This window comes from [Rhizobium] kunmingense, assembly GCF_977018605.1.
The window spans coordinates 368502-385942 of the sequence record NZ_CDRNXG010000001.1; the positions used below are offsets into that span (position 1 = coordinate 368502).

Consider the following 17441-nt stretch of genomic DNA (forward strand, 5'->3'; position numbering starts at 1 on the left):
AGCAGATGTTCACGCAGACGTGAGACGCGGCCACAAGAGGGCAATAAAGACGATACGTGCATTGGCACGGGCGGCCTTGAGGTTTACAGGGGATGGCATTCTTGTCGGGGCCCCAAGCCGAATGTCATCCGTTTCCATGAACCGCATCATTCCGCTCATCCTCGCCGTCGCGCTGTTCATGGAACAGATGGATTCGACGGTGATCGCCACAGCACTGCCGACGATTGCCGCCGATCTGGGTGTCAGCCCGATCACGCTGAAACTGGCGCTTACCTCCTATATGGTGGCGCTTGCAATGTTCATCCCGATCAGCGGCTGGATGTCGGACAAGTTCGGCGCGAAGAAGATCTTCCGGCTGGCGATCTGCGTCTTCATCGTCGGTTCTATCCTGTGTGCGATTTCGGATTCGGTGGTCCAGTTCGTCCTGTCGCGCTTCCTGCAGGGCATGGGCGGCGCGATGATGACGCCGGTCGGGCGTCTGGTGCTGTTGCGCACCACCGAACGCCGCGATCTCGTCTCGGCCATGGCGCTTCTGACCATCCCTGCCCTTGTCGGGCCGCTGACCGGCCCGCCGCTCGGCGGCTTCATCACCACCTATTTTTCCTGGCACTGGATCTTCATCATCAACGTGCCGATCGGCCTGATCGGGCTTTACCTGACCGGGATCCACCTGCCGGACATGCCGCCGATGGAAACGTCACGGCTCGACTGGGTCGGCTTCCTGCTCACCTCGGTTGCCGCCTCCGGTGTCGTTTTCGGGCTTTCGGTCATCGGCCTGCCGGCGCTGCCGCCCGCGTTGGGGATCAGCGCCACGTTACTCGGGTTTGCGGCCTGCTTTCTCTATGTGCGGCATGCAAGGCGGCACCCGCACCCGATCCTCAACCTGAAGATCTTCAACGACCGGGCTTTTCGGGCCGCAACGACGGGCAGCACCCTGTTTCGCATCGCCACCGGCGCCATCCCCTTCCTGATGCCGCTGATGCTGCAGCTCGGTTTCGGGCTCAACCCGTTCCAGTCGGGCCTCATCACCTTTGCCGGCGCGATCGGGGCGCTGACCGTGAAATTCGTGGCACGGCGGGTGTTCGCCTTTGTCGGGTTCCGCACGGCGCTCCTGGCTGCCGGGCTTCTGGGAACTGCGATGACGGCAGTGAACGGGTTCTTCACGCCCGAGACGCCGCATATCTACATCATCGGATCGCTGCTCGTTGCCGGCCTGTTCCGCTCGCTGTTCTTCACCGGCGCCAATGCGATGAGCTATTCGGAGATTTCCGATGCACAGGCCAGCCAGGCGACCTCGATGGCATCGGCGATGCAGCAGGTGAGCCTTGCGCTCGGCGTGGCATTTTCCGCCTTCATCCTCGAAATGTCGGCCTTAAGCTCCGGCGGGCATCTGGAACTCGACGACTTCCACCTCGCCTTCTTCATCGTGGCGGCGGTGTCGCTTTTCTCGATCATCCCGATCTTCCGGCTGGACCCGTTGACGGGAACATCCGTCTCCGGCCACCGCGCGACGAAGATCGAGGCGCGGCCGGAAGCCGGAGAATAGGGATCAGCCCTTTTCGCCAGCCAGATTTTCGCCGGCGCGATCTGCATCGGCAAGCTCTTCACCGCGGAAATCCTCTTCGGCGTCACTCTCGGCGCCCTCTGCCGACTCGGCGTTCCGGCGACCCTTGAAGTGCTTGGCGAGCAGGAACATTTCGACCGATTCCTGCCGCGACGAGGCGGGCTTGACGTGCACGACCTGCTTGAAATTCCTCTTCAGAAGGTCGAGCAGATCCTTTTCCGTGCCGCCCTGGAAGGTCTTGGCCAGGAAGTGACCGCCCTCGGCCAGAACCTCGATGGCGAAATGGGCTGCCACTTCGCAAAGATGCATGGTGCGCAGGTGATCGGTGCGGTGGTGGCCGGTCGTCGGCGCCGCCATGTCGGAGAGGACAAGGTTGGGCGTGCCGCCGATCGCTTCCTTAAGCAGTGCCGGGGCGCTGTCATCAAGGAAATCGAGCTGCAGGATTTTTACGCCCGGAAGCGGATCGACCTCGAGGAAGTCGATGGCGGCGACGCGCGGATCCTCGTCGGTCGAATTGGTCACCTTGGCGGCGATCTGCGACCAGCTGCCGGGCGCCGCGCCCAAATCGATGATGCGGCGCGCGCCCTTGAGGATCTGGTGCTTTTCGTCGATCTCCAGCAGCTTGAAGGCCGCGCGGGCGCGGTATCCTTCGAGCTTTGCCCGCTGGACGTAAGGATCGTTGATATGGCGCTCGAGCCAACGGCGAGACGACGCCTTCAGCTTGCCCTTCTTGACCTTCTGGCCAAGCTTTCTGCCCGTCCTGTTAATGCCGACCGGTGGTTTCGTCATCGCCGTCTCAAACCTTCTTCGGAACTGCCATGCGCCTGCTTGCGCGAACGTGCCCGCCGCCAGACACCGTCATCGGCCATCATATCTGTCAAAAGCCCCTCGCGCAGGCCACGATCGGCCACACGCATGCGGTTCGACGGCCAGCGCCTGCGGATCGCCTCCAGAATGGCGCAGCCGGCGAGAACCAGGTCTGCGCGATCCGGCCCGATGCAGGGATTTGCGGCGCGGCCGGCAAAATCCCAGGACAAAAGCTTGGCCTGCATGGCCGTGACTTCCGCATCCGACAGCCATAATCCATCCACCCGTCGCCGGTCATAGCGCGGCAGATCGAGATGCACGCCGGCAAGCGTCGTGACCGTACCGGACGTGCCGATCAGGTGGAAATCGTGATCCAGACTGCGCTTGGCCGAGGCGATCGGCGGGCAATCGAATTTCGACAGCATGCCCTCGACTTCACAAACCATCGCCTCGAAGACATCGGGCGTGACATCGCGGCCGCCATGGCGCTCCGAGAGCGTCACCACGCCGACGGGGAGCGAGGTCCAGTGGGTGATGTGATTGGCAAGCCGCGAGGAGCGGTTGTCGTTGATATTGATGACGGCGATTTCCGAGGAGCCACCGCCGATATCGAAAAGCACGATAGAGCGCGCCTCACGGCCGATCAGCGAAGAGCAGCCGGAAACCGCCAACCGGGCTTCGGTCTCGCGGTCGATGATTTCAAGTTCGAGACCCGTTTCGGCCGTGACGCGGGCAAGGAATTCCTCGCCGTTTTCCGCCGCGCGGCAGGCCTCGGTGGCGATCAGCCGCATCTTGCGGATCGGCCGCGAGGCAAGCTTGGAGGCGCAGACGCGCAGCGCCTCGACCGCCCGGTCCATGGCATCGGCCGACAGCCGGCCGGTCGCAGCCAGCCCCTCGCCGAGCCTGACGATGCGCGAGAAGGCATCGACGACGCGGAAATGACCGGGCCGTGTCGGCTGGGCGATCAGCAGGCGGCAATTGTTGGTACCGAGGTCGAGTGCGGCGTAGAGATCGTCATGGAAGCCGAGCGCCGTATCGACGGCCGGCATTCCGGAAACGGCGACACCGCCGTTACGATCGACCGAATGCGAGGAGATACCGCGTGCCAGTGCCGGCTGCGACACGCCGCCGGTCAGGCCGCCCTTCGCAAGCCCGCCCTTGGCGTTGACACCCTTGGCCTGGGTGAGAGGACGCCCCTGAAGACCGCGGCCAGCGCGGTTCTTCTTGCGCCGATTGCGGCCCTTTGCAGTGGTATTGGCGGAAGTCCCGGATGCTCCGGCCGCAGCACCGCCCGCCCGCGCGGCGCCGGCGTGCGGGTGGATATCCGAAGCTGCGCCATCGGACGACCGCGCCTCGCCCGCCTGACGGCCGGCCGCAGATGCGGAACCCGAACCGGAAACTGCATTGGCAGGATTGCTCGCAGCATCGCCCGGCCTGGCACCGGAGCGCGACCGTCTGCGCTTGCGCTTGCGCGCAGGCTGATCCTGGGTGGTCTCGGGGCGCGCGGCTTTATCGGCTTCAAGAGCCGGTGGCGCATGGTTATGGGAAGACGCATTGCGGTTCTTGCCGCCGCGCTTCCCCTTCCTGCGGCGAGGAGGCTTGCCTGCCCCGCCATGAGCCGCCGTCGCCCCGCCTTCTGGCGGCTTAGCGCCGCTATCGGGGTCCATGGGTCGTTCTATCCATTTCGCCGCGCACAACCTTTGCAAAGGCACGCTGCAGCGTCTGATTGTTTCGTTGGCTCAAGGATAACAGCGACGGGGCCATTCGCCAATGCCTTTTTCGGACAGCCGGATGCAAGGCTGCGGCACCGCCCGGAAGGCAGCGGATCGTCACTTTTCAAAGCAAATGATTTTTTTGCAAAAAAGGTATTTGCAAGTCGCAAAGGTTTGGTTATAAGCGCCGCACACCGATGAGCCGGCCAAACGGCTGATCCTGCTGGGGAATAGTTCAACGGTAGAACGACGGACTCTGACTCCGTTAATCTTGGTTCGAATCCAGGTTCCCCAGCCAATCTTCCCTTTTTATTGCCGTTGCATTCCGGCATGCGCCGTGCCCTGTCGCATGGCTGGTGGTTCCTGCCGATCGCGATCGTTAATGGCGCGCCGGTTAACCACTTCGTAACTTCCGGCTCGCGTCGTGCAGGCGTTTTCCCTTACCCTCGACTTCAAGTTAAGGCTTGAGGAGAAGGAAATGAAGTTCGACTCCATTCAGTCGCTCAGAGCCATTGCCGCACTGATGGTGGTGATCGGACATTATCCGCTGGTGAATGTGGCGATCGGGGCGGCGGGGGTGGATATATTCTTCGTCATCTCCGGCTTCATCATGGGCACGGTCGCGCTGGGTACGACGCCGTCGCATTTCCTCTACAACCGTATAGTCCGCATCGTGCCGCTCTATTGGGGGATGACGCTTCTCATGTGCGCGGGCGCCATGGCCGGGGTGTTTTCGACCTTCACATTCACGTTCGACGAATTGTGGAAATCGCTTCTCTTCATTCCCTATACCGGCGCCGACAACCTGATCGCCCCGCTCCTGGTGGTCGGGTGGACGCTCAACCTGGAAATGCTCTTCTATGCCGTCTTTGCCATCGGCCTCTGGCTGCACGCACCGCTTGCCTTCACCCTTTTTGCCCTCTGCGCGCTGGCGCTGGCCGGACAGCTTGTTTCGTTCGAGACCCCTGCTCTGACATTGTGGACGTCCGGGCTCCTGATCGAATTTGCCGCCGGCCTGGTTCTCTCAAGGCTTTCCTTCGGTTCACGGCGGGCCGGGATTACGGCGTTGGTGCTGGCGCTTTTGGGCTTCGCGCTGGCGGAACAGATCATGGGGCATGACGAGCGCTACCGCCTGCTGTCGTGGGGCGTGCCGGCATTTCTTGCCGTTGCGGGCTGCGTGTGGCTGGAAAAGGCGGGCGCATGGCCCGACCGGCTGATGGCCCCGTTCAAGGTGATTGGCGATGCATCCTATGCGCTCTATCTGGCGCACGGGGTGATCATTTCCTGCGTGCACAAGCTTTTGGCGCCCGGCGTGACCGCCGGCATCGTCAGCGTGGTCGCCTCTGTGGTGATTTCGATCCTGATCCACAAGATGATCGAAAAGCCGTTGATCAACTGGCTCAAGTCGCTCTACCCGCGTCGTTCGCAGCGGCTGGCCGGGCCGAAGATGGGGACGGTCTAAGCCGCGCCTGCCGGAGCGCCCGGCGCATGGCCCTTGCCTTACGTCTATCGTCGCGCGCTCAGGCGGCGCAGGTCATCCAGTTCGGCGGCAGTCAGCGACCTTACCGCACCCTTTTCGAGATCGCCGAGGACAAGGTTGCCGATCGCGACGCGTATGAGCCGCAGCGTTGCGATATCGAAGGCTTCGAGCATGCGGCGGATGTGGCGGTTCTTGCCTTCGTCCAGCTCGATTTCCAGCCAGGAATTCCGCTCGCCCTCGCGAAGTCTCATCGCCCGACGGGCCTTGAGGACGTCTCCGTCATGCGACGTCCCCTCGCCCATCGCGTTCAGCATCGCGTCATCGATATGGGCGTCGATCTGGACATGGTAGGTCTTGGCCACATGCGTCTGCGGGTCGAGGAGCGCGTTGGAAAATTGCGTGTCGTTGGTGAAGAGAAGCAGGCCTTCGCTTGCCTTGTCCAGCCTGCCGACCGGCGACAGATGGGCGTGGTCGTGGCCTTTCAGACAGTCGAAGACGGTCGGACGGCCTTGCGGGTCATGGCGGGTGGTGACGAGGCCGCGCGGCTTGTTGAGCATCAGATAGACCGGCGCCTCGGCCGCGACGATGTTGCCGTCGACGGCGATCCTGGCCGCATCGAGGTCGATCCAGGCTTCGGTATCGGTCACGACAGCGCCGCCGACCGTGACGCGACCGGCACGGATCATCTCTTCCGCCTGGGTGCGCGAGCAGAAGCCGAGTTTTGAAAGGGCGCGCGGCAGCGTGACCCGCTTACTGGCAGCGGACACCGCATGTCCGGGCTTGTTCGGGACCCGAGACGGCTTGGGGCCGGATGCCGCCATGCGGGCAGCCGGGTTTGTCGCGCGACCCTTTCGGGTGCCGACCTTGCTGTTCTCGCCCGATCTGGCGGTTTGCGGTCGCGTTGGCCGCCTGCCCTTGTCTTTCATCCATCCGTTCCCGACGCATAAGGCCAAAACCGTCCGGTTTCGGTTGACCCATCCGCCCTTGCCATTCTAATGCCAGTTCAGTCCAGCCCTATATGGTCTGGCAAGGATCAAAGCCGCGCTTGAAAGCGCGACGGAACTGAAGCGAGAGCCCGTTGAGCCAGGACGATATTACCCGCGAACTTGTGACGCTGCGCGATTACTGGCGCTACGCGATTTCCCGCTTCAACGCGGCCGAGCTTGGCTATGGCCACGGCACGACGACCGCCGGCGACGACGCGGCCTTCCTGCTGCTCGACAGCCTGAACCTGCCGATCGACGCGCTCGACCCGTTTCTCGACGCCAGACTTCTGCCATCCGAGCGCCAGTTGCTGGCCGAGCGGATCGAGACGCGCGTCTCCACCCGCAAGCCGTCATCCTACATTACCGGCCATGCCTATATCCAGGGCGTCCGCTTCCATGTCGACGAGCGAGTGATCGTGCCGCGCTCGCATATCGGCGAGATCCTGTTTTCCGAATATCTGGGCGAACAGGGATCGAGCTACCTGCCGGACCCGTTCGCGGTGGAAAGCGCGGTCGATATCTGCACCGGTTCGGGCTGCCTTGCCGTGCTTGCGGCAAAGTTCTTCCCCAATGCGGCGATCGACGCGGTCGACCTTTCCGCCGATGCGCTGGAGGTGGCGAAGATCAACGTCGCCGAGCACGAGGTCGAGGAGCAGGTGTCGCTCTACCATGGCGACCTGTTCGGCCCGTTGAAGGGCAAGACCTACGACCTGATCATCACCAACCCGCCCTATGTCGATCACGCGGCGATGGCCGGCTTCCCGGCCGAGCATCAGGCGGAACCGGCCATGGCGCATGACGGCGGCGAGGACGGGCTGGATCTGGTGCGCCAGATCCTTGCCGAAGCCGGTGCCTACCTCAACCCCGAGGGCGGGCTTCTGTGCGAGATCGGCTCGGGCCGCGAGATCCTTGAAGAGGAGTTCCCGCAGCTGGAATTCCTCTGGCTGGAGACGGAAGCATCGCAGGACGCGGTTTTCTGGATTTCGGCAGAAGCGTTGCGCGCCTAACCTTAAGCCAACACTCCATTTTTCGTTTGCCTGTGCATCATCGGAACGGCATGTTCCGGTGATCGTATCGCAATGGAAGCGGGTGAAGGATCATGGCGGCAGCGGATGTCATCGTGCTTGGGGCCGGCATTGTCGGCGTGTCGACGGCGTTACAGCTGGCGCGGCGCGGCAAGACGGTGGCGCTTGTTGATCGCGGCGAGCCGGGGCGCGAGACATCCTATGGCAATGCCGGGCTGATCCAGCGCGAGGGCGTCGTGCCTTACGGCTTTCCGCAGCAATTCGGTACGATCCTGCGCTATGCGCTGAACAATCGGATCGATGCGCATTTCCACTGGCGCGCCATGCCGTCGGTCTCGTCCTTCCTGGCGAAATACTGGTGGCACTCCAACCTGTCGCGACACCAGCTGATCGCGCGTGCCTATGCGCCGCTGATCGAGCATTCGATTTCCACCCATAACGAACTGATCGAGGCGGCGGGCGCGCAGGCGCTGATTGCCAAGGACGGCTGGACGGAGGTGTTTCGCAGTGCCGCCAAGCGCGATGGCGAGTTGCGCGAGGCCGAACGGCTGAAACGCGAATACGGCGTCGCCTTCGAGGCGCTGACCGCCGCCGAGCTTGGAGCGCGCGAGCCGCATCTTTCGAGCGATTTTGCCGGCGCGCTGCGCTGGCAGGACCCGTGGTCGGTAAGGGACCCGCTGGCGTTGACGCAGGCCTATGTGCGGCTGTTCGAAACGCTCAGCGGTTCGGTGCTGAAGGGCGATGCGCGCAGTCTTTCCAAAACTACGAGCGGCTGGCGGGTCGTCGCCGGCGATGGCACCGTTGAGGCAAAGGATGTCGTCGTGGCCCTCGGGCCGTGGTCCGACGTTGTCACCAGGCCGCTCGGCTACCGTTTTCTTGTCGGGGTCAAGCGCGGCTATCACATGCATTACGCAGCCCGAGACAATGCGACACTGAACGGCTGGATCATGGATGCCGAGCGCGGCTACCTGCTGGCGCCGATGAACCAGGGCATCCGCCTGACAACCGGTGCGGAGTTCGCCCGCCGCGATGCGCCGAAGACGCCGGTGCAGCTCGCTCGCGCCGAGGCTGCGGCGAAAGATGTGTTTCCGCTTGGCGAGCGACTGGACAAGGAGCCATGGATGGGCGCTAGGCCCTGCACGCCGGACATGATGCCGGTGATCGGCAAGGCACCGCGGCATGACGGGCTGTGGTTCGCCTTCGGCCATGCACATCACGGGCTGACGCTCGGGCCGGTGACAGGACAGGTGATCGCCGAGGCGATACTGGGCGAGAAGACACTGATCGATATTTCCGCCTATCGGCCGGAACGGTTTGGCGCCTGAACGGCAAAAGGACAGGATTTCAGGATGGTGCTCCAGATGGGCCAGAAGACCAGCGACCAAGCCGGCGAGATCAGGACCGGCCATACGAATGCGGGACACGCCAACTCCTGGTATGCGGCATCCGCCCGCGACCAGCGGGTCCGGCCGACGCTTGCCGGCGATTTGAGCGCCGATATCTGCATTATCGGTGCGGGCTTTACCGGCATATCGGCGGCGCTGGAACTTGCCGAACGGGGCTTTTCGGTGATCGTGCTGGAGGCGGAGCGGATCGGCTTCGGGGCGACCGGGCGCAATGGCGGACAGATCGTCAACGGCTACAGTCGGGATCTCGAAACGATCGCCGGGCGCTATGGCCGCGACAAGGCGGTCGAGCTCGGCAGGATGTCGCTTGAAGGCGCCGCCATCATCCGCGAGCGGGTGGCGAAATACGCGATCGAATGCGATCTTGCCGACGGCGGCTTCTTCGCGGCCTTCACCGACAAGCAGATGCGCGAGATGGAACACCAGAAGACCGACTGGCAGCGCTACGGCCATCCTGGCCTGGAAATGGTATCGAAGGCGGATGTCGGGCGCTATGTGAAGACGGATCGCTATGCCGGCGGGATGATCGACACGCTGGGCGGCCATATCCATCCACTCGACCTGGTGCTCGGCGAGGCCGCTGCCGCCGAGGCGCTCGGGGTGCAGATATTCGAGGGATCGCGGGCGATCGCGGTGGATGCCGAGGCAAAAAGACCGGTGGTGAGCACGGGTGCCGGATCAGTGACGGCATCCTATGTGCTGATCTGCGGCAATGCCTATCTGGCACCGCTGATGCCGGAAATCCATGGACGGATGATGCCGGTTTCAAGCCAGGTGATGGTGACGGAAAGGCTGGATCCGACGCTGATCGAAAGCCTTTTGCCGGCCAATTACTGCATCGAGGATGCCAATTACATTCTCGACTATTATCGCCGCACCGCCGACAACCGGCTGCTCTATGGCGGCGGCATCGGTTATGGCGGCACCGATCCGAAAGACCTGACCGGCGTGATCAGGCCGAACATGCTGAAGACGTTTCCGCAGTTGAAGGATGCGAAGATCGATTATGCCTGGAGCGGCAATTTCGCGCTGACGCTGACACGCATCCCGCATATGGGCCGGATATCCGACAGCGTGTATTTCTCCCATGGCGACAGCGGCCATGGGGTAACGACGACGCATCTGCTCGGCAAAATCCTCGGCGAAGCGGTCGCCGGGCATGCGCAAAGGTTCGATGTCTGGGCTTCGCTGCCCAACCTGCCGTTCCCCGGCGGGCGGGCGCTGCGTGTGCCGCTCACCATGCTGGGCGCATGGTGGTACGGATTGCGCGACCGGCTGGGGCTGTAGAGCACCAGTCCGGCCGGGCCATGAAGTCCGATCGCCGGCCTCAGGCCGTTTGCGGGAAGTGCCCTTTCAGGAAATAGGTCGCGTGGGTGCGCACGATCGACTTGAAGCGGACGGAGATCTGCTCCGCCTCGTGCGGCACCATAAGTGCCAGACGCAGGGTTGCGCCGGCCATGTGGAACATGACGAACAGCGTCTGCAGATAGCTTTCCTGCTGCGGTTCGGCGACGAACCGCTTGGTTGCGGCAAAGAAGCCCTCGGCCTGAAGGCGTGTCTCGGCGATGTCGAGATCGGCCAGCGACTTGTCGGCCTGAATGGCGTTCAGGAGATCCTGCGTCGACGGTTCGGCACGCATCCGCTGGTAATACATGTCGAACAGAGCGTCCGTCGCGCGCAAAGCGTCGTCGGCGCTGTCGATCTGCTCGATATAGCCGGAGATGAGGCCCCGGACTTCCTCGACATAAAGCTCGTAGAGCATGCCGATGATGGCCGACTTGTTGGGGAAATACTGGTAGACGGAGGCGATCGGACCACCGGAAAGAGCTGCGATCTCCTTCATCGTGACGGCGTCGATGCCCTTCTGCCCGATCAGTTCCTTGGCAACCTTCAGGATCTCGCCGATACGTTCACGACTTCTTTCCTGCTTCGGTACCCGGCGAAGTGCTGCCCGCCCGGAACCCTGGCTCGTGTCCTGCATGCGAAACCTTTTCCTACCTCAAACGCCCCTCAGCCAATGTAATGCCAAGAGACAGTTCACCTTTTATTGGGCGTTATACGTGAAGGGAGTGTTTTCAGATCACATGCAGGACAACGAAATTGTAAAAAAGATTCAGGTTCCTTCAATGTGGCAGAACAATACGATCACATGTCGGATTTAGACCTGCCACAGCGTCTTGAGGTTCGCGATCGCATCGTCGACGATTTCCGGCACGGTGGCATCGATATCGACGGTGACAACTGCCTCCTCGCCTTCCGGGCTTTCGAGCGTGGCCAGCTGGCTCTGCAGCAGCGAGGTCGGCATGAAGTGACCCTTGCGGTCGCCCATGCGGGAGGCAAGCAGCTCCGGGCTGCCCTTGAGGAAGACGAAATAGAGCGGCTCGCCGGCCGAGCTGCGCAGCTTTTCGCGATAGACCTTCTTCAGCGACGAGCAGGTAAGGACGATATCGCGTCCGCTTTCGCGCGCGGTGTGCAGTTCCTGGCCGATGATTTCCAGCCACGGCCAGCGATCCTCGTCGGTCAACGGGGTGCCCTTGGCCATCTTCTCGACATTGGAGGCCGGATGCAGCCGGTCACCCTCGACGAATTCGCAGCCGAGGCGCTGCGCCAGCAGTTCGGCGACCGAGGTCTTGCCGGCGCCGCTGACGCCCATGACGATGATTGCCTTCGAGATAGTGTCCGTCATGTATTTCCTCCTAAAGTGTCTGTAAATTTCGGTTCAGTTCGATTTTTCAGTCCTGCCGATCACCACCGGCATGAGAACCGACAGGAAAAGCAGCCTTAGCACATGATGGGCGCCGACATAGGTCGGATCCGCATGCAGCATGACCGACATCGCGGCCATGGTTTCAAGCCCGCCCGGCGAAAAGGCGATCAGCGCCGCATCGAGGGGCACGTCGGCTATATAGGAGACGAACGCCGCAAAGGCCGCCGCCATCAGAACGACGACGCCGGTGACGACGACACCGGATATCGCGGCAAGCCGGATATCGGCCAGCGACACACCGGAAAAGCGGCTGCCGATCAGGCAGCCGAGCAGGATATAAGTGGCCACCAGCAGCCAGTTCGGCACGGCGCCCTCGACATAACCCGTCACATGGGTGGAAATGGAGACCACCACGCCGCCGAGAAGCAACGCCGCCGGAAACCGCCAGCGCTTGAACAGCAGGCCGAACAGCGTCGCCACCGCGAGCATCGGGACCAGGATGGCAATATTCATCGCCGCCGGCAGGACGGACGGCGCATCGTCGGCAAGATCGAAAATCTCGACGATCAGGGGAACGGTGATGGTGAGGATGAGAACCCGCACGCTTTGCGAGACACTGACGGCCCTCAGGTTGCAGCGCATTTCGGCGGCGAGGCTGAGGATATAGCTCAGATGCCCTGGGCAGGCGGCGAGGAGCGCCGTGGTGCGATCATACTTGAACAGCATCTGCAGCACCCAGGCGGCGGAAAACAGCAGGCAGGGGATCGCGATGAAGACCATGACGAAGCTGATCGGCCAGGTGCGCGCGGCGACGAAGAAATCCGGCGTGACGACCGAGCCCATCGATACGCCGACGACGACAAAGCAGGCATTGCGCACGAGATGCGGCACACCGAGCCTGAGGCCGGCGATGCTGGCAAGCGTGACGACCACGGCAGGGCCGATGAGATAGGGAGCCGGAAGGCCGACAAGGACGCCGATCAGTGCGCCAGCCAGACCAAGCAGGCAGGTAAGGGCAAACTCGCGCAACTCTGGAAAATTCATTCGAACGCGTCCTGACGCCCATCCGGCATTTAAAATGCGAAGCCGGAAAGGCATGACCGTTCTAAACATCGGCACGGCGAGGTCAACACTGCCGCCCTGCCCGTGCAACGAAAAACGCCGGCGCAAGCCGGCGTTTTCAGCATAAATTCATTGCCTTCCATCAGGCTGCGGGCGCGACGGCCTTGGGCAGTGCCGGCACGTCGATACCGAGCAGGAAGTTGATCTGCGGACGCGCCTTGACCAGATCGTCGATCGTGTAGTCGGCCAGTACGTCGAAGAAGGCGTTGAGCGCCTTGCGCAGCGCCGAGTTCAAGCCGCAGCTGTCGACGAGCGGACATTCAGCCACACCATCCTCGAAGCATTCGGCCATCGCGAAGCTGTCTTCGGTGACGCGCACGACATCGAACAGGGTGATCTTGTCAGCCGCGCGACCGAGCCTGACGCCGCCGTTGCGGCCGCGAACGGTTTCGACGAGGCCTGCCTTGTTGAGTGGCTGGAGGATCTTGAACAGGAACAGTTCGGATACGCCGTAGGCTCTGGCAATCTCCGGAATGCGGCTCAGCTGCCCCTGGTTGGCGGCGCAATACATCAGCATTCTTACGGCGTAATTGGTCTGCTTGGTCAGGCGCATGATGGTCTCCGGAGGCTCAGTTGAACCCTATATAGACTCTTCCCTAGTTTTGAACAATTCCAAAATAGGGGCTGTGCGATCATGTTTTCAAGGATACTAATTCACCGCTCGGGGCAAAAAAGCAAATCCTGAATGCAAAAATCAACATAAAACAACCGGAAGGTGCGCATTATGTCGCAAACGGCTCCCGCAGCATTCTATTTGTTATAAAATCAGGCCGCAGCCGCATATTTGATCCGGGACACGAACGTGCCAGGCGCGACAATCTGCCTCGTGTTTTCAGGCTTAGCCCAACTTCATCGCGATCGCTATGGCGGTGGGCACGGCCACCGCGACGGCTGCCAGACACAGGCCGATTACAACGCGTGCCTTTTGCGCACGACGGGCGCGCTTTTCGTCCCACTCATAAACCATGACTGAACTCCCGCTCCTACCGGCGACTAAATTAGCCCCATGAGACAGAAGGTCAATGGTTCGTGAACGGTACGTGATGACGCGCGCAAGGCACGCGCCATCACTGTCCAGATTACTTCATCACCGGCATGACGAATTCGGCACCGTCCTTGATGCCCGAAGGCCAGCGGGCGGTGATCGTCTTCGTCTTGGTCCAGAACTTGATCGAATCCGTGCCGTGCTGGTTGAGGTCGCCGAAGGAGGAGGCCTTCCAGCCGCCGAAAGAGTGGTAGGCGAGCGGAACCGGGATCGGCACGTTGATGCCGATCATGCCGATGTTGATGCGCGAGGCGAAATCGCGGGCGGCATCGCCGTCACGGGTGAAGATCGCGACACCGTTGCCATATTCATGCTTCATCGGCAGAGACAGGGCTTCCTCGTAGTTGGTCGCGCGGACGACGGAGAGGACGGGGCCAAAAATCTCCTGTTTGTAGATTTCCATGTCGGTGGTGACGTTGTCGAACAGCGTGCCGCCGACGAAATAGCCGTTCTCATAGCCCTGCAGCTTGAAGCCGCGGCCATCGACGACGAGCTTTGCGCCCTCTTCGACACCCTTGTCGATCAGGCCGTTGATGCGGGCCTGGGCCTCCTTCGTCACGACCGGGCCCATGTCGGCCTTGTCATCGGTATAGGGGCCGATACGCAGGCTTTCGATCTTCGGCACCAGCTTTTCGACGAGGCGATTGGCGGTTTCCTCGCCGACCGGGACGGCGACAGAAACGGCCATGCAGCGCTCGCCGGCGGAGCCGTACCCTGCGCCCATCAGCGCGTTGACGGCCTGATCGAGATCGGCATCCGGCATGATGATCATGTGGTTCTTGGCGCCGCCGAAGCACTGGGCGCGCTTGCCGTTGGCCGCCGCCTGACCATAGACATAGCGGGCGATCGGCGTGGAGCCGACGAAGGAGACGGCACCGATATCCGGGTCGGTCAGGATCGCGTCGACGGCTGCCTTGTCGCCGTTGATGACGTTGAGGATGCCGGCCGGCAGGCCCGCCTCGATCATCAGTTCGGCAAGGCGGATCGGCAGCGACGGATCGCGTTCCGACGGCTTGAGGATGAAGGCATTGCCGCAGGCGATGGCCGGCGCAAACATCCACATCGGGATCATGCCCGGGAAGTTGAACGGCGTGATGCCGGCGCCGATGCCGACCGGCTGGCGGATCGAATACATGTCGATTGCAGGTCCCGCCCCTTCGGTGAATTCGCCCTTGGAGAGATGCGGGATGCCGATGACGAACTCGCAGACTTCGAGACCACGGACGATATCGCCCTTACTATCCTCGACCGTCTTGCCATGCTCCTTCGACAGCATGAGGGCAAGCTCGTCCATGTTCCGGTTCAGCAGATCGACGAACTTCATGAAGACGCGGGCACGGCGCTGCGGGTTGGTCGCGGCCCAAGCGGGCTGCGCCGCCCTTGCGTTTTCCACGGCGGCGCGGATTTCCGATACGCTGGCAAGCGCAACCTTGGCCTGCACTTCGCCGGTTGCCGGATTGAAGACGTCGGCCGTGCGGCCGCTGGTGCCGGCGACATGCTTGCCGCCGATGAAATGACCGATTTCCTGCATGGGGGATCCTCCGAGTTTGTGTGGCTGCAGAATGTCACTCGAATTTGCGCAATTCAATGCGATAGTTTACGCAACCGTTGTGCAAAAATGGACACAAGCGCGATGGACTGGGATGATGTGAGGATGTTTCTGGCCGTAGCGCGCACTGGCCAGCTGCTCGCCGCTTCACGGCGGCTCGGGATCAACCATGCGACGCTCGGGCGGCGGATGACGGCGCTGGAGGACGCGTTGCAGACGCGGCTTCTGATCCGCCGCACCAATGGCTGCACGCTGACGGCGGAAGGCGAGGCGCTGCTTGCCTCGGCCGAGCGGATCGAAACGGAAATGCTGTCGGCCCAGGCCAAGGCTTCCACCAGCGACCGGGGTATTGCCGGGACCGTGAGGATCGGCGCACCGGACGGTTTCGGCGTCTCATTTCTCGCCGCTCGGATGGGGCGGCTGACACGGCGGCACCCGGACCTGAAGATCCAGCTCGTGCCGGTGCCTCGGCATTTTTCACTGTCGCAGCGCGAGGCGGATATCGCCATCACCATCGAACGGCCGGAACAGGGCCGGCTCGTTTCGGCGCGGCTGACCGACTATACGCTCGGCCTTTACGCCTCACGCGACTATCTTGCCGCAGCGGGTGAACCGAAGACGGAGGACGCGCTGCGCCTACATGCGCGGGTCGGCTATGTCGAGGATCTGATCTTTTCGCCATCGCTGAATTTCACCGGCGAGGTGATGCGCAACTGGGATGCGGGGTTCGAGATTTCCAGCGCCATCGGCCAGACCGAAGCGGTGAGAGCCGGCGCCGGCATCGGCATCCTGCATGATTACGTCGCCCGACAGTATGGTGAGCTGGTGCGTATCATGCCCGAGGTCGCCATTCGCCGCTCCTACTGGACGACCTATCACGAAAGCTCCCGCGACCTCGTGCGGCTGCGCACCGTCGTCGACTATATCCGCGAGCTGGTATCCGAGGAGGCTCATATTTTCGTGGCCGGGACGGCCTCGGCATAGGGCGGGCATAGAAAAGCCCGGCATGGCCGGGCTCTTGAATGTCAGGCTTGAATATCGAATGTCTATATCAGGTCAGGCGACCAGAAAGGCAGACGACGGGATCTTCAGGGCCGCAGCAATACGCTTGACCTTGATCGGATCGGCATCTGCACCTTCCTCGACGCCGACAATTTCGTCGTGTACGAGGCCGGTGGTCAGCGCCAGATCGTCGATGCTGTAACCGGCGGCGACACGCGCCTCGGCAACGGCCTTGGCGACCTGACCGGAGAGAACCGCATCATTCGCTGATGCTTTTATGTTGCTAATAGAGACTGTCATGGTTTCATCCTTCTTGAAAAAACCTGCCGGAAAGGCGGGTGAAGGGGGGCGAACGCCCCAATCTGCGACATGCGGTCGCGGGGATGAACATAGGCCGTTTTAGATATTGTGCAAGTGGCAATGCTGCGCTGCACAACATCAGGTATAAAAAACGGCGGCGCCTCCGTATTTTTTAGCGGAGAACAAAACAGGCCGGTCACGCGTTATCCGATGGTAACGAGGACGCCAGACATGCCCTATTCCCATTCCACGACATCAGGTCACGCCTACCGCAATGCGGCCAATACGGACGCGCAGCTGTTGCAGGCGGCGCATAATCTCGTCGACCTTTATCTGATGTATCTGCGCGATCACGAGACGGGCAGCGACCTGTTTGACACGCAGGAACTGCCGGCGGAGAAGGAACGGCTGATCAACGCATTTCGCGTCGTCATCGCGACCGAGAGCCGGACGGTTGTCCGCGCTCTCCTGGTCAAGGCCGGAATGACGCTTGCGCAATTTCAGGACGATGTCGGCGCAAGGATGTCTGTGCGGCCGGCCGGCCTCGGCGAAGCACGGGAGGGCGGCAACAGCAGGCCCGAACCCTTGCAATTGCGTCGGTTCGACCGCGCCCTGATGCGGCTTGGCGAAGATCGCGCGCGGCTGGGGCAGGTGTTTCGCGCCGCCACCGACATAGCGGAACATAAACCATTTCATCACGCCTGACGAAACAGACTGCGACATGACAGCGACATTG

The 17441-nt window shown here is 62.2% G+C and carries 17 protein-coding genes and 1 tRNA gene; 8 read left to right on the plus strand and 10 right to left on the minus strand.

From position 1 onward, the window contains the following. Positions 1–136: 136 nt before the first annotated feature. On the plus strand, positions 137–1546 hold the full coding sequence (locus AC0JZ4_RS01990; RefSeq protein WP_471887754.1) for a DHA2 family efflux MFS transporter permease subunit: 1410 nt from the start codon (positions 137–139) through the stop codon (positions 1544–1546). A 3-nt stretch (positions 1547–1549) separates the two neighbouring features. On the opposite strand, the gene AC0JZ4_RS01995 is transcribed toward AC0JZ4_RS01990, so the two are convergent. After that, positions 1550–2353 carry an RlmE family RNA methyltransferase gene (locus tag AC0JZ4_RS01995; RefSeq protein ID WP_471884790.1) on the minus strand — a complete coding sequence of 268 codons (804 nt, stop codon included), beginning with the start codon at positions 2351–2353 and terminating at the stop codon, positions 1550–1552. Further along, on the minus strand, positions 2350–4038 hold the full coding sequence (locus AC0JZ4_RS02000) for a Ppx/GppA phosphatase family protein (protein WP_471884791.1): 1689 nt from the start codon (positions 4036–4038) through the stop codon (positions 2350–2352). The genes AC0JZ4_RS01995 and AC0JZ4_RS02000 overlap by 4 nt, the downstream gene beginning before the upstream one ends. 269 nt (positions 4039–4307) lie before the next feature. Here AC0JZ4_RS02000 and AC0JZ4_RS02005 point away from each other — a divergent pair. Beyond that, positions 4308–4381: transfer RNA gene (locus AC0JZ4_RS02005), tRNA-Gln, on the plus strand. A gap of 180 nt (positions 4382–4561) precedes the next feature. Further along, on the plus strand, positions 4562–5545 hold the full coding sequence (locus tag AC0JZ4_RS02010; protein ID WP_471884792.1) for an acyltransferase family protein: 984 nt from the start codon (positions 4562–4564) through the stop codon (positions 5543–5545). Between the two features lie 44 nt (positions 5546–5589). Here the strand turns inward: AC0JZ4_RS02010 and AC0JZ4_RS02015 are convergent, their stop codons facing one another. After that, positions 5590–6384, minus strand: a complete 795-nt coding sequence (locus AC0JZ4_RS02015) for a pseudouridine synthase (RefSeq protein ID WP_471887755.1) — start codon at positions 6382–6384, stop codon at positions 5590–5592. Between the two features lie 257 nt (positions 6385–6641). Between AC0JZ4_RS02015 and prmB the strand changes: the two genes are divergently transcribed. The 3 genes from prmB (at position 6642) to AC0JZ4_RS02030 (ending at position 10267) form a co-directional block, all read left to right on the plus strand. Further along, positions 6642–7556, plus strand: a complete 915-nt coding sequence (prmB, locus tag AC0JZ4_RS02020; protein WP_471884793.1) for a 50S ribosomal protein L3 N(5)-glutamine methyltransferase — start codon at positions 6642–6644, stop codon at positions 7554–7556. Between the two features lie 92 nt (positions 7557–7648). Then, complete coding sequence (locus tag AC0JZ4_RS02025) at positions 7649–8899, plus strand: NAD(P)/FAD-dependent oxidoreductase (RefSeq protein ID WP_471884794.1); 1251 nt, start codon at positions 7649–7651, stop codon at positions 8897–8899. Between the two features lie 36 nt (positions 8900–8935). Continuing rightward, positions 8936–10267, plus strand: coding sequence for an NAD(P)/FAD-dependent oxidoreductase (locus AC0JZ4_RS02030; protein WP_471884795.1), 1332 nt, complete (start codon positions 8936–8938; stop codon positions 10265–10267). 40 nt (positions 10268–10307) lie between these two features. Here the strand turns inward: AC0JZ4_RS02030 and AC0JZ4_RS02035 are convergent, their stop codons facing one another. From AC0JZ4_RS02035 to AC0JZ4_RS02060, 6 genes are all read right to left on the minus strand, one after another. Then, complete coding sequence (locus tag AC0JZ4_RS02035; protein ID WP_471884796.1) at positions 10308–10961, minus strand: TetR/AcrR family transcriptional regulator; 654 nt, start codon at positions 10959–10961, stop codon at positions 10308–10310. Positions 10962–11138: 177 nt separating this feature from the next. Beyond that, a complete protein-coding gene (locus AC0JZ4_RS02040; RefSeq protein WP_471884797.1) occupies positions 11139–11666 on the minus strand; it encodes a gluconokinase in 528 nt (175 codons plus the stop codon). A gap of 33 nt (positions 11667–11699) precedes the next feature. Continuing rightward, positions 11700–12731 (minus strand): AbrB family transcriptional regulator, encoded by a 1032-nt coding sequence (locus AC0JZ4_RS02045; RefSeq protein WP_471884798.1) that lies wholly within the window; start codon positions 12729–12731, stop codon positions 11700–11702. 160 nt (positions 12732–12891) lie between these two features. Then, complete coding sequence (gene rirA / locus AC0JZ4_RS02050; RefSeq protein WP_471884799.1) at positions 12892–13362, minus strand: iron-responsive transcriptional regulator RirA; 471 nt, start codon at positions 13360–13362, stop codon at positions 12892–12894. 285 nt (positions 13363–13647) lie between these two features. Continuing rightward, positions 13648–13776, minus strand: coding sequence for a hypothetical protein (locus AC0JZ4_RS02055; RefSeq protein WP_471884800.1), 129 nt, complete (start codon positions 13774–13776; stop codon positions 13648–13650). 112 nt (positions 13777–13888) lie between these two features. Further along, positions 13889–15385, minus strand: coding sequence for a CoA-acylating methylmalonate-semialdehyde dehydrogenase (locus AC0JZ4_RS02060; protein WP_471884801.1), 1497 nt, complete (start codon positions 15383–15385; stop codon positions 13889–13891). A gap of 102 nt (positions 15386–15487) precedes the next feature. On the opposite strand from AC0JZ4_RS02060, the gene AC0JZ4_RS02065 reads away from it, so the two are divergent. Beyond that, positions 15488–16387 carry a LysR family transcriptional regulator gene (locus AC0JZ4_RS02065; RefSeq protein ID WP_471884802.1) on the plus strand — a complete coding sequence of 300 codons (900 nt, stop codon included), beginning with the start codon at positions 15488–15490 and terminating at the stop codon, positions 16385–16387. A gap of 72 nt (positions 16388–16459) precedes the next feature. Here the strand turns inward: AC0JZ4_RS02065 and AC0JZ4_RS02070 are convergent, their stop codons facing one another. Further along, positions 16460–16705 (minus strand): helix-turn-helix domain-containing protein, encoded by a 246-nt coding sequence (locus tag AC0JZ4_RS02070; protein ID WP_471884803.1) that lies wholly within the window; start codon positions 16703–16705, stop codon positions 16460–16462. Between the two features lie 114 nt (positions 16706–16819). Between AC0JZ4_RS02070 and AC0JZ4_RS02075 the strand changes: the two genes are divergently transcribed. After that, positions 16820–17410: a hypothetical protein gene (locus tag AC0JZ4_RS02075; protein ID WP_471884804.1), complete on the plus strand. Its 591-nt coding sequence runs from the start codon at positions 16820–16822 to the stop codon at positions 17408–17410. The last annotated feature ends 31 nt before the right edge of the window (positions 17411–17441 follow it).

Excerpts from the sequence above, each read along its gene's own strand:
- AC0JZ4_RS01990 (WP_471887754.1), top strand. The coding sequence starts at position 137 with ATGAACCGCATCATTCCGCTCATCCTCGCCGTCGCGCTGTTCATGGAA.
- AC0JZ4_RS02040 (WP_471884797.1), bottom strand. The coding sequence starts at position 11,666 with ATGACGGACACTATCTCGAAGGCAATCATCGTCATGGGCGTCAGCGGC.
- AC0JZ4_RS02000 (WP_471884791.1), bottom strand. The coding sequence starts at position 4,038 with ATGGACCCCGATAGCGGCGCTAAGCCGCCAGAAGGCGGGGCGACGGCG.
- AC0JZ4_RS02035 (WP_471884796.1), bottom strand. The coding sequence starts at position 10,961 with ATGCAGGACACGAGCCAGGGTTCCGGGCGGGCAGCACTTCGCCGGGTA.
- AC0JZ4_RS01995 (WP_471884790.1), bottom strand. The coding sequence starts at position 2,353 with ATGACGAAACCACCGGTCGGCATTAACAGGACGGGCAGAAAGCTTGGC.
- AC0JZ4_RS02060 (WP_471884801.1), bottom strand. The coding sequence starts at position 15,385 with ATGCAGGAAATCGGTCATTTCATCGGCGGCAAGCATGTCGCCGGCACC.
- AC0JZ4_RS02015 (WP_471887755.1), bottom strand. The coding sequence starts at position 6,384 with ATGGCGGCATCCGGCCCCAAGCCGTCTCGGGTCCCGAACAAGCCCGGA.
- AC0JZ4_RS02045 (WP_471884798.1), bottom strand. The coding sequence starts at position 12,731 with ATGAATTTTCCAGAGTTGCGCGAGTTTGCCCTTACCTGCCTGCTTGGT.
- AC0JZ4_RS02065 (WP_471884802.1), top strand. The coding sequence starts at position 15,488 with ATGGACTGGGATGATGTGAGGATGTTTCTGGCCGTAGCGCGCACTGGC.
- AC0JZ4_RS02070 (WP_471884803.1), bottom strand. The coding sequence starts at position 16,705 with ATGACAGTCTCTATTAGCAACATAAAAGCATCAGCGAATGATGCGGTT.
- AC0JZ4_RS02010 (WP_471884792.1), top strand. The coding sequence starts at position 4,562 with ATGAAGTTCGACTCCATTCAGTCGCTCAGAGCCATTGCCGCACTGATG.
- AC0JZ4_RS02055 (WP_471884800.1), bottom strand. The coding sequence starts at position 13,776 with ATGGTTTATGAGTGGGACGAAAAGCGCGCCCGTCGTGCGCAAAAGGCA.
- rirA (WP_471884799.1), bottom strand. The coding sequence starts at position 13,362 with ATGCGCCTGACCAAGCAGACCAATTACGCCGTAAGAATGCTGATGTAT.
- AC0JZ4_RS02030 (WP_471884795.1), top strand. The coding sequence starts at position 8,936 with ATGGGCCAGAAGACCAGCGACCAAGCCGGCGAGATCAGGACCGGCCAT.
- AC0JZ4_RS02025 (WP_471884794.1), top strand. The coding sequence starts at position 7,649 with ATGGCGGCAGCGGATGTCATCGTGCTTGGGGCCGGCATTGTCGGCGTG.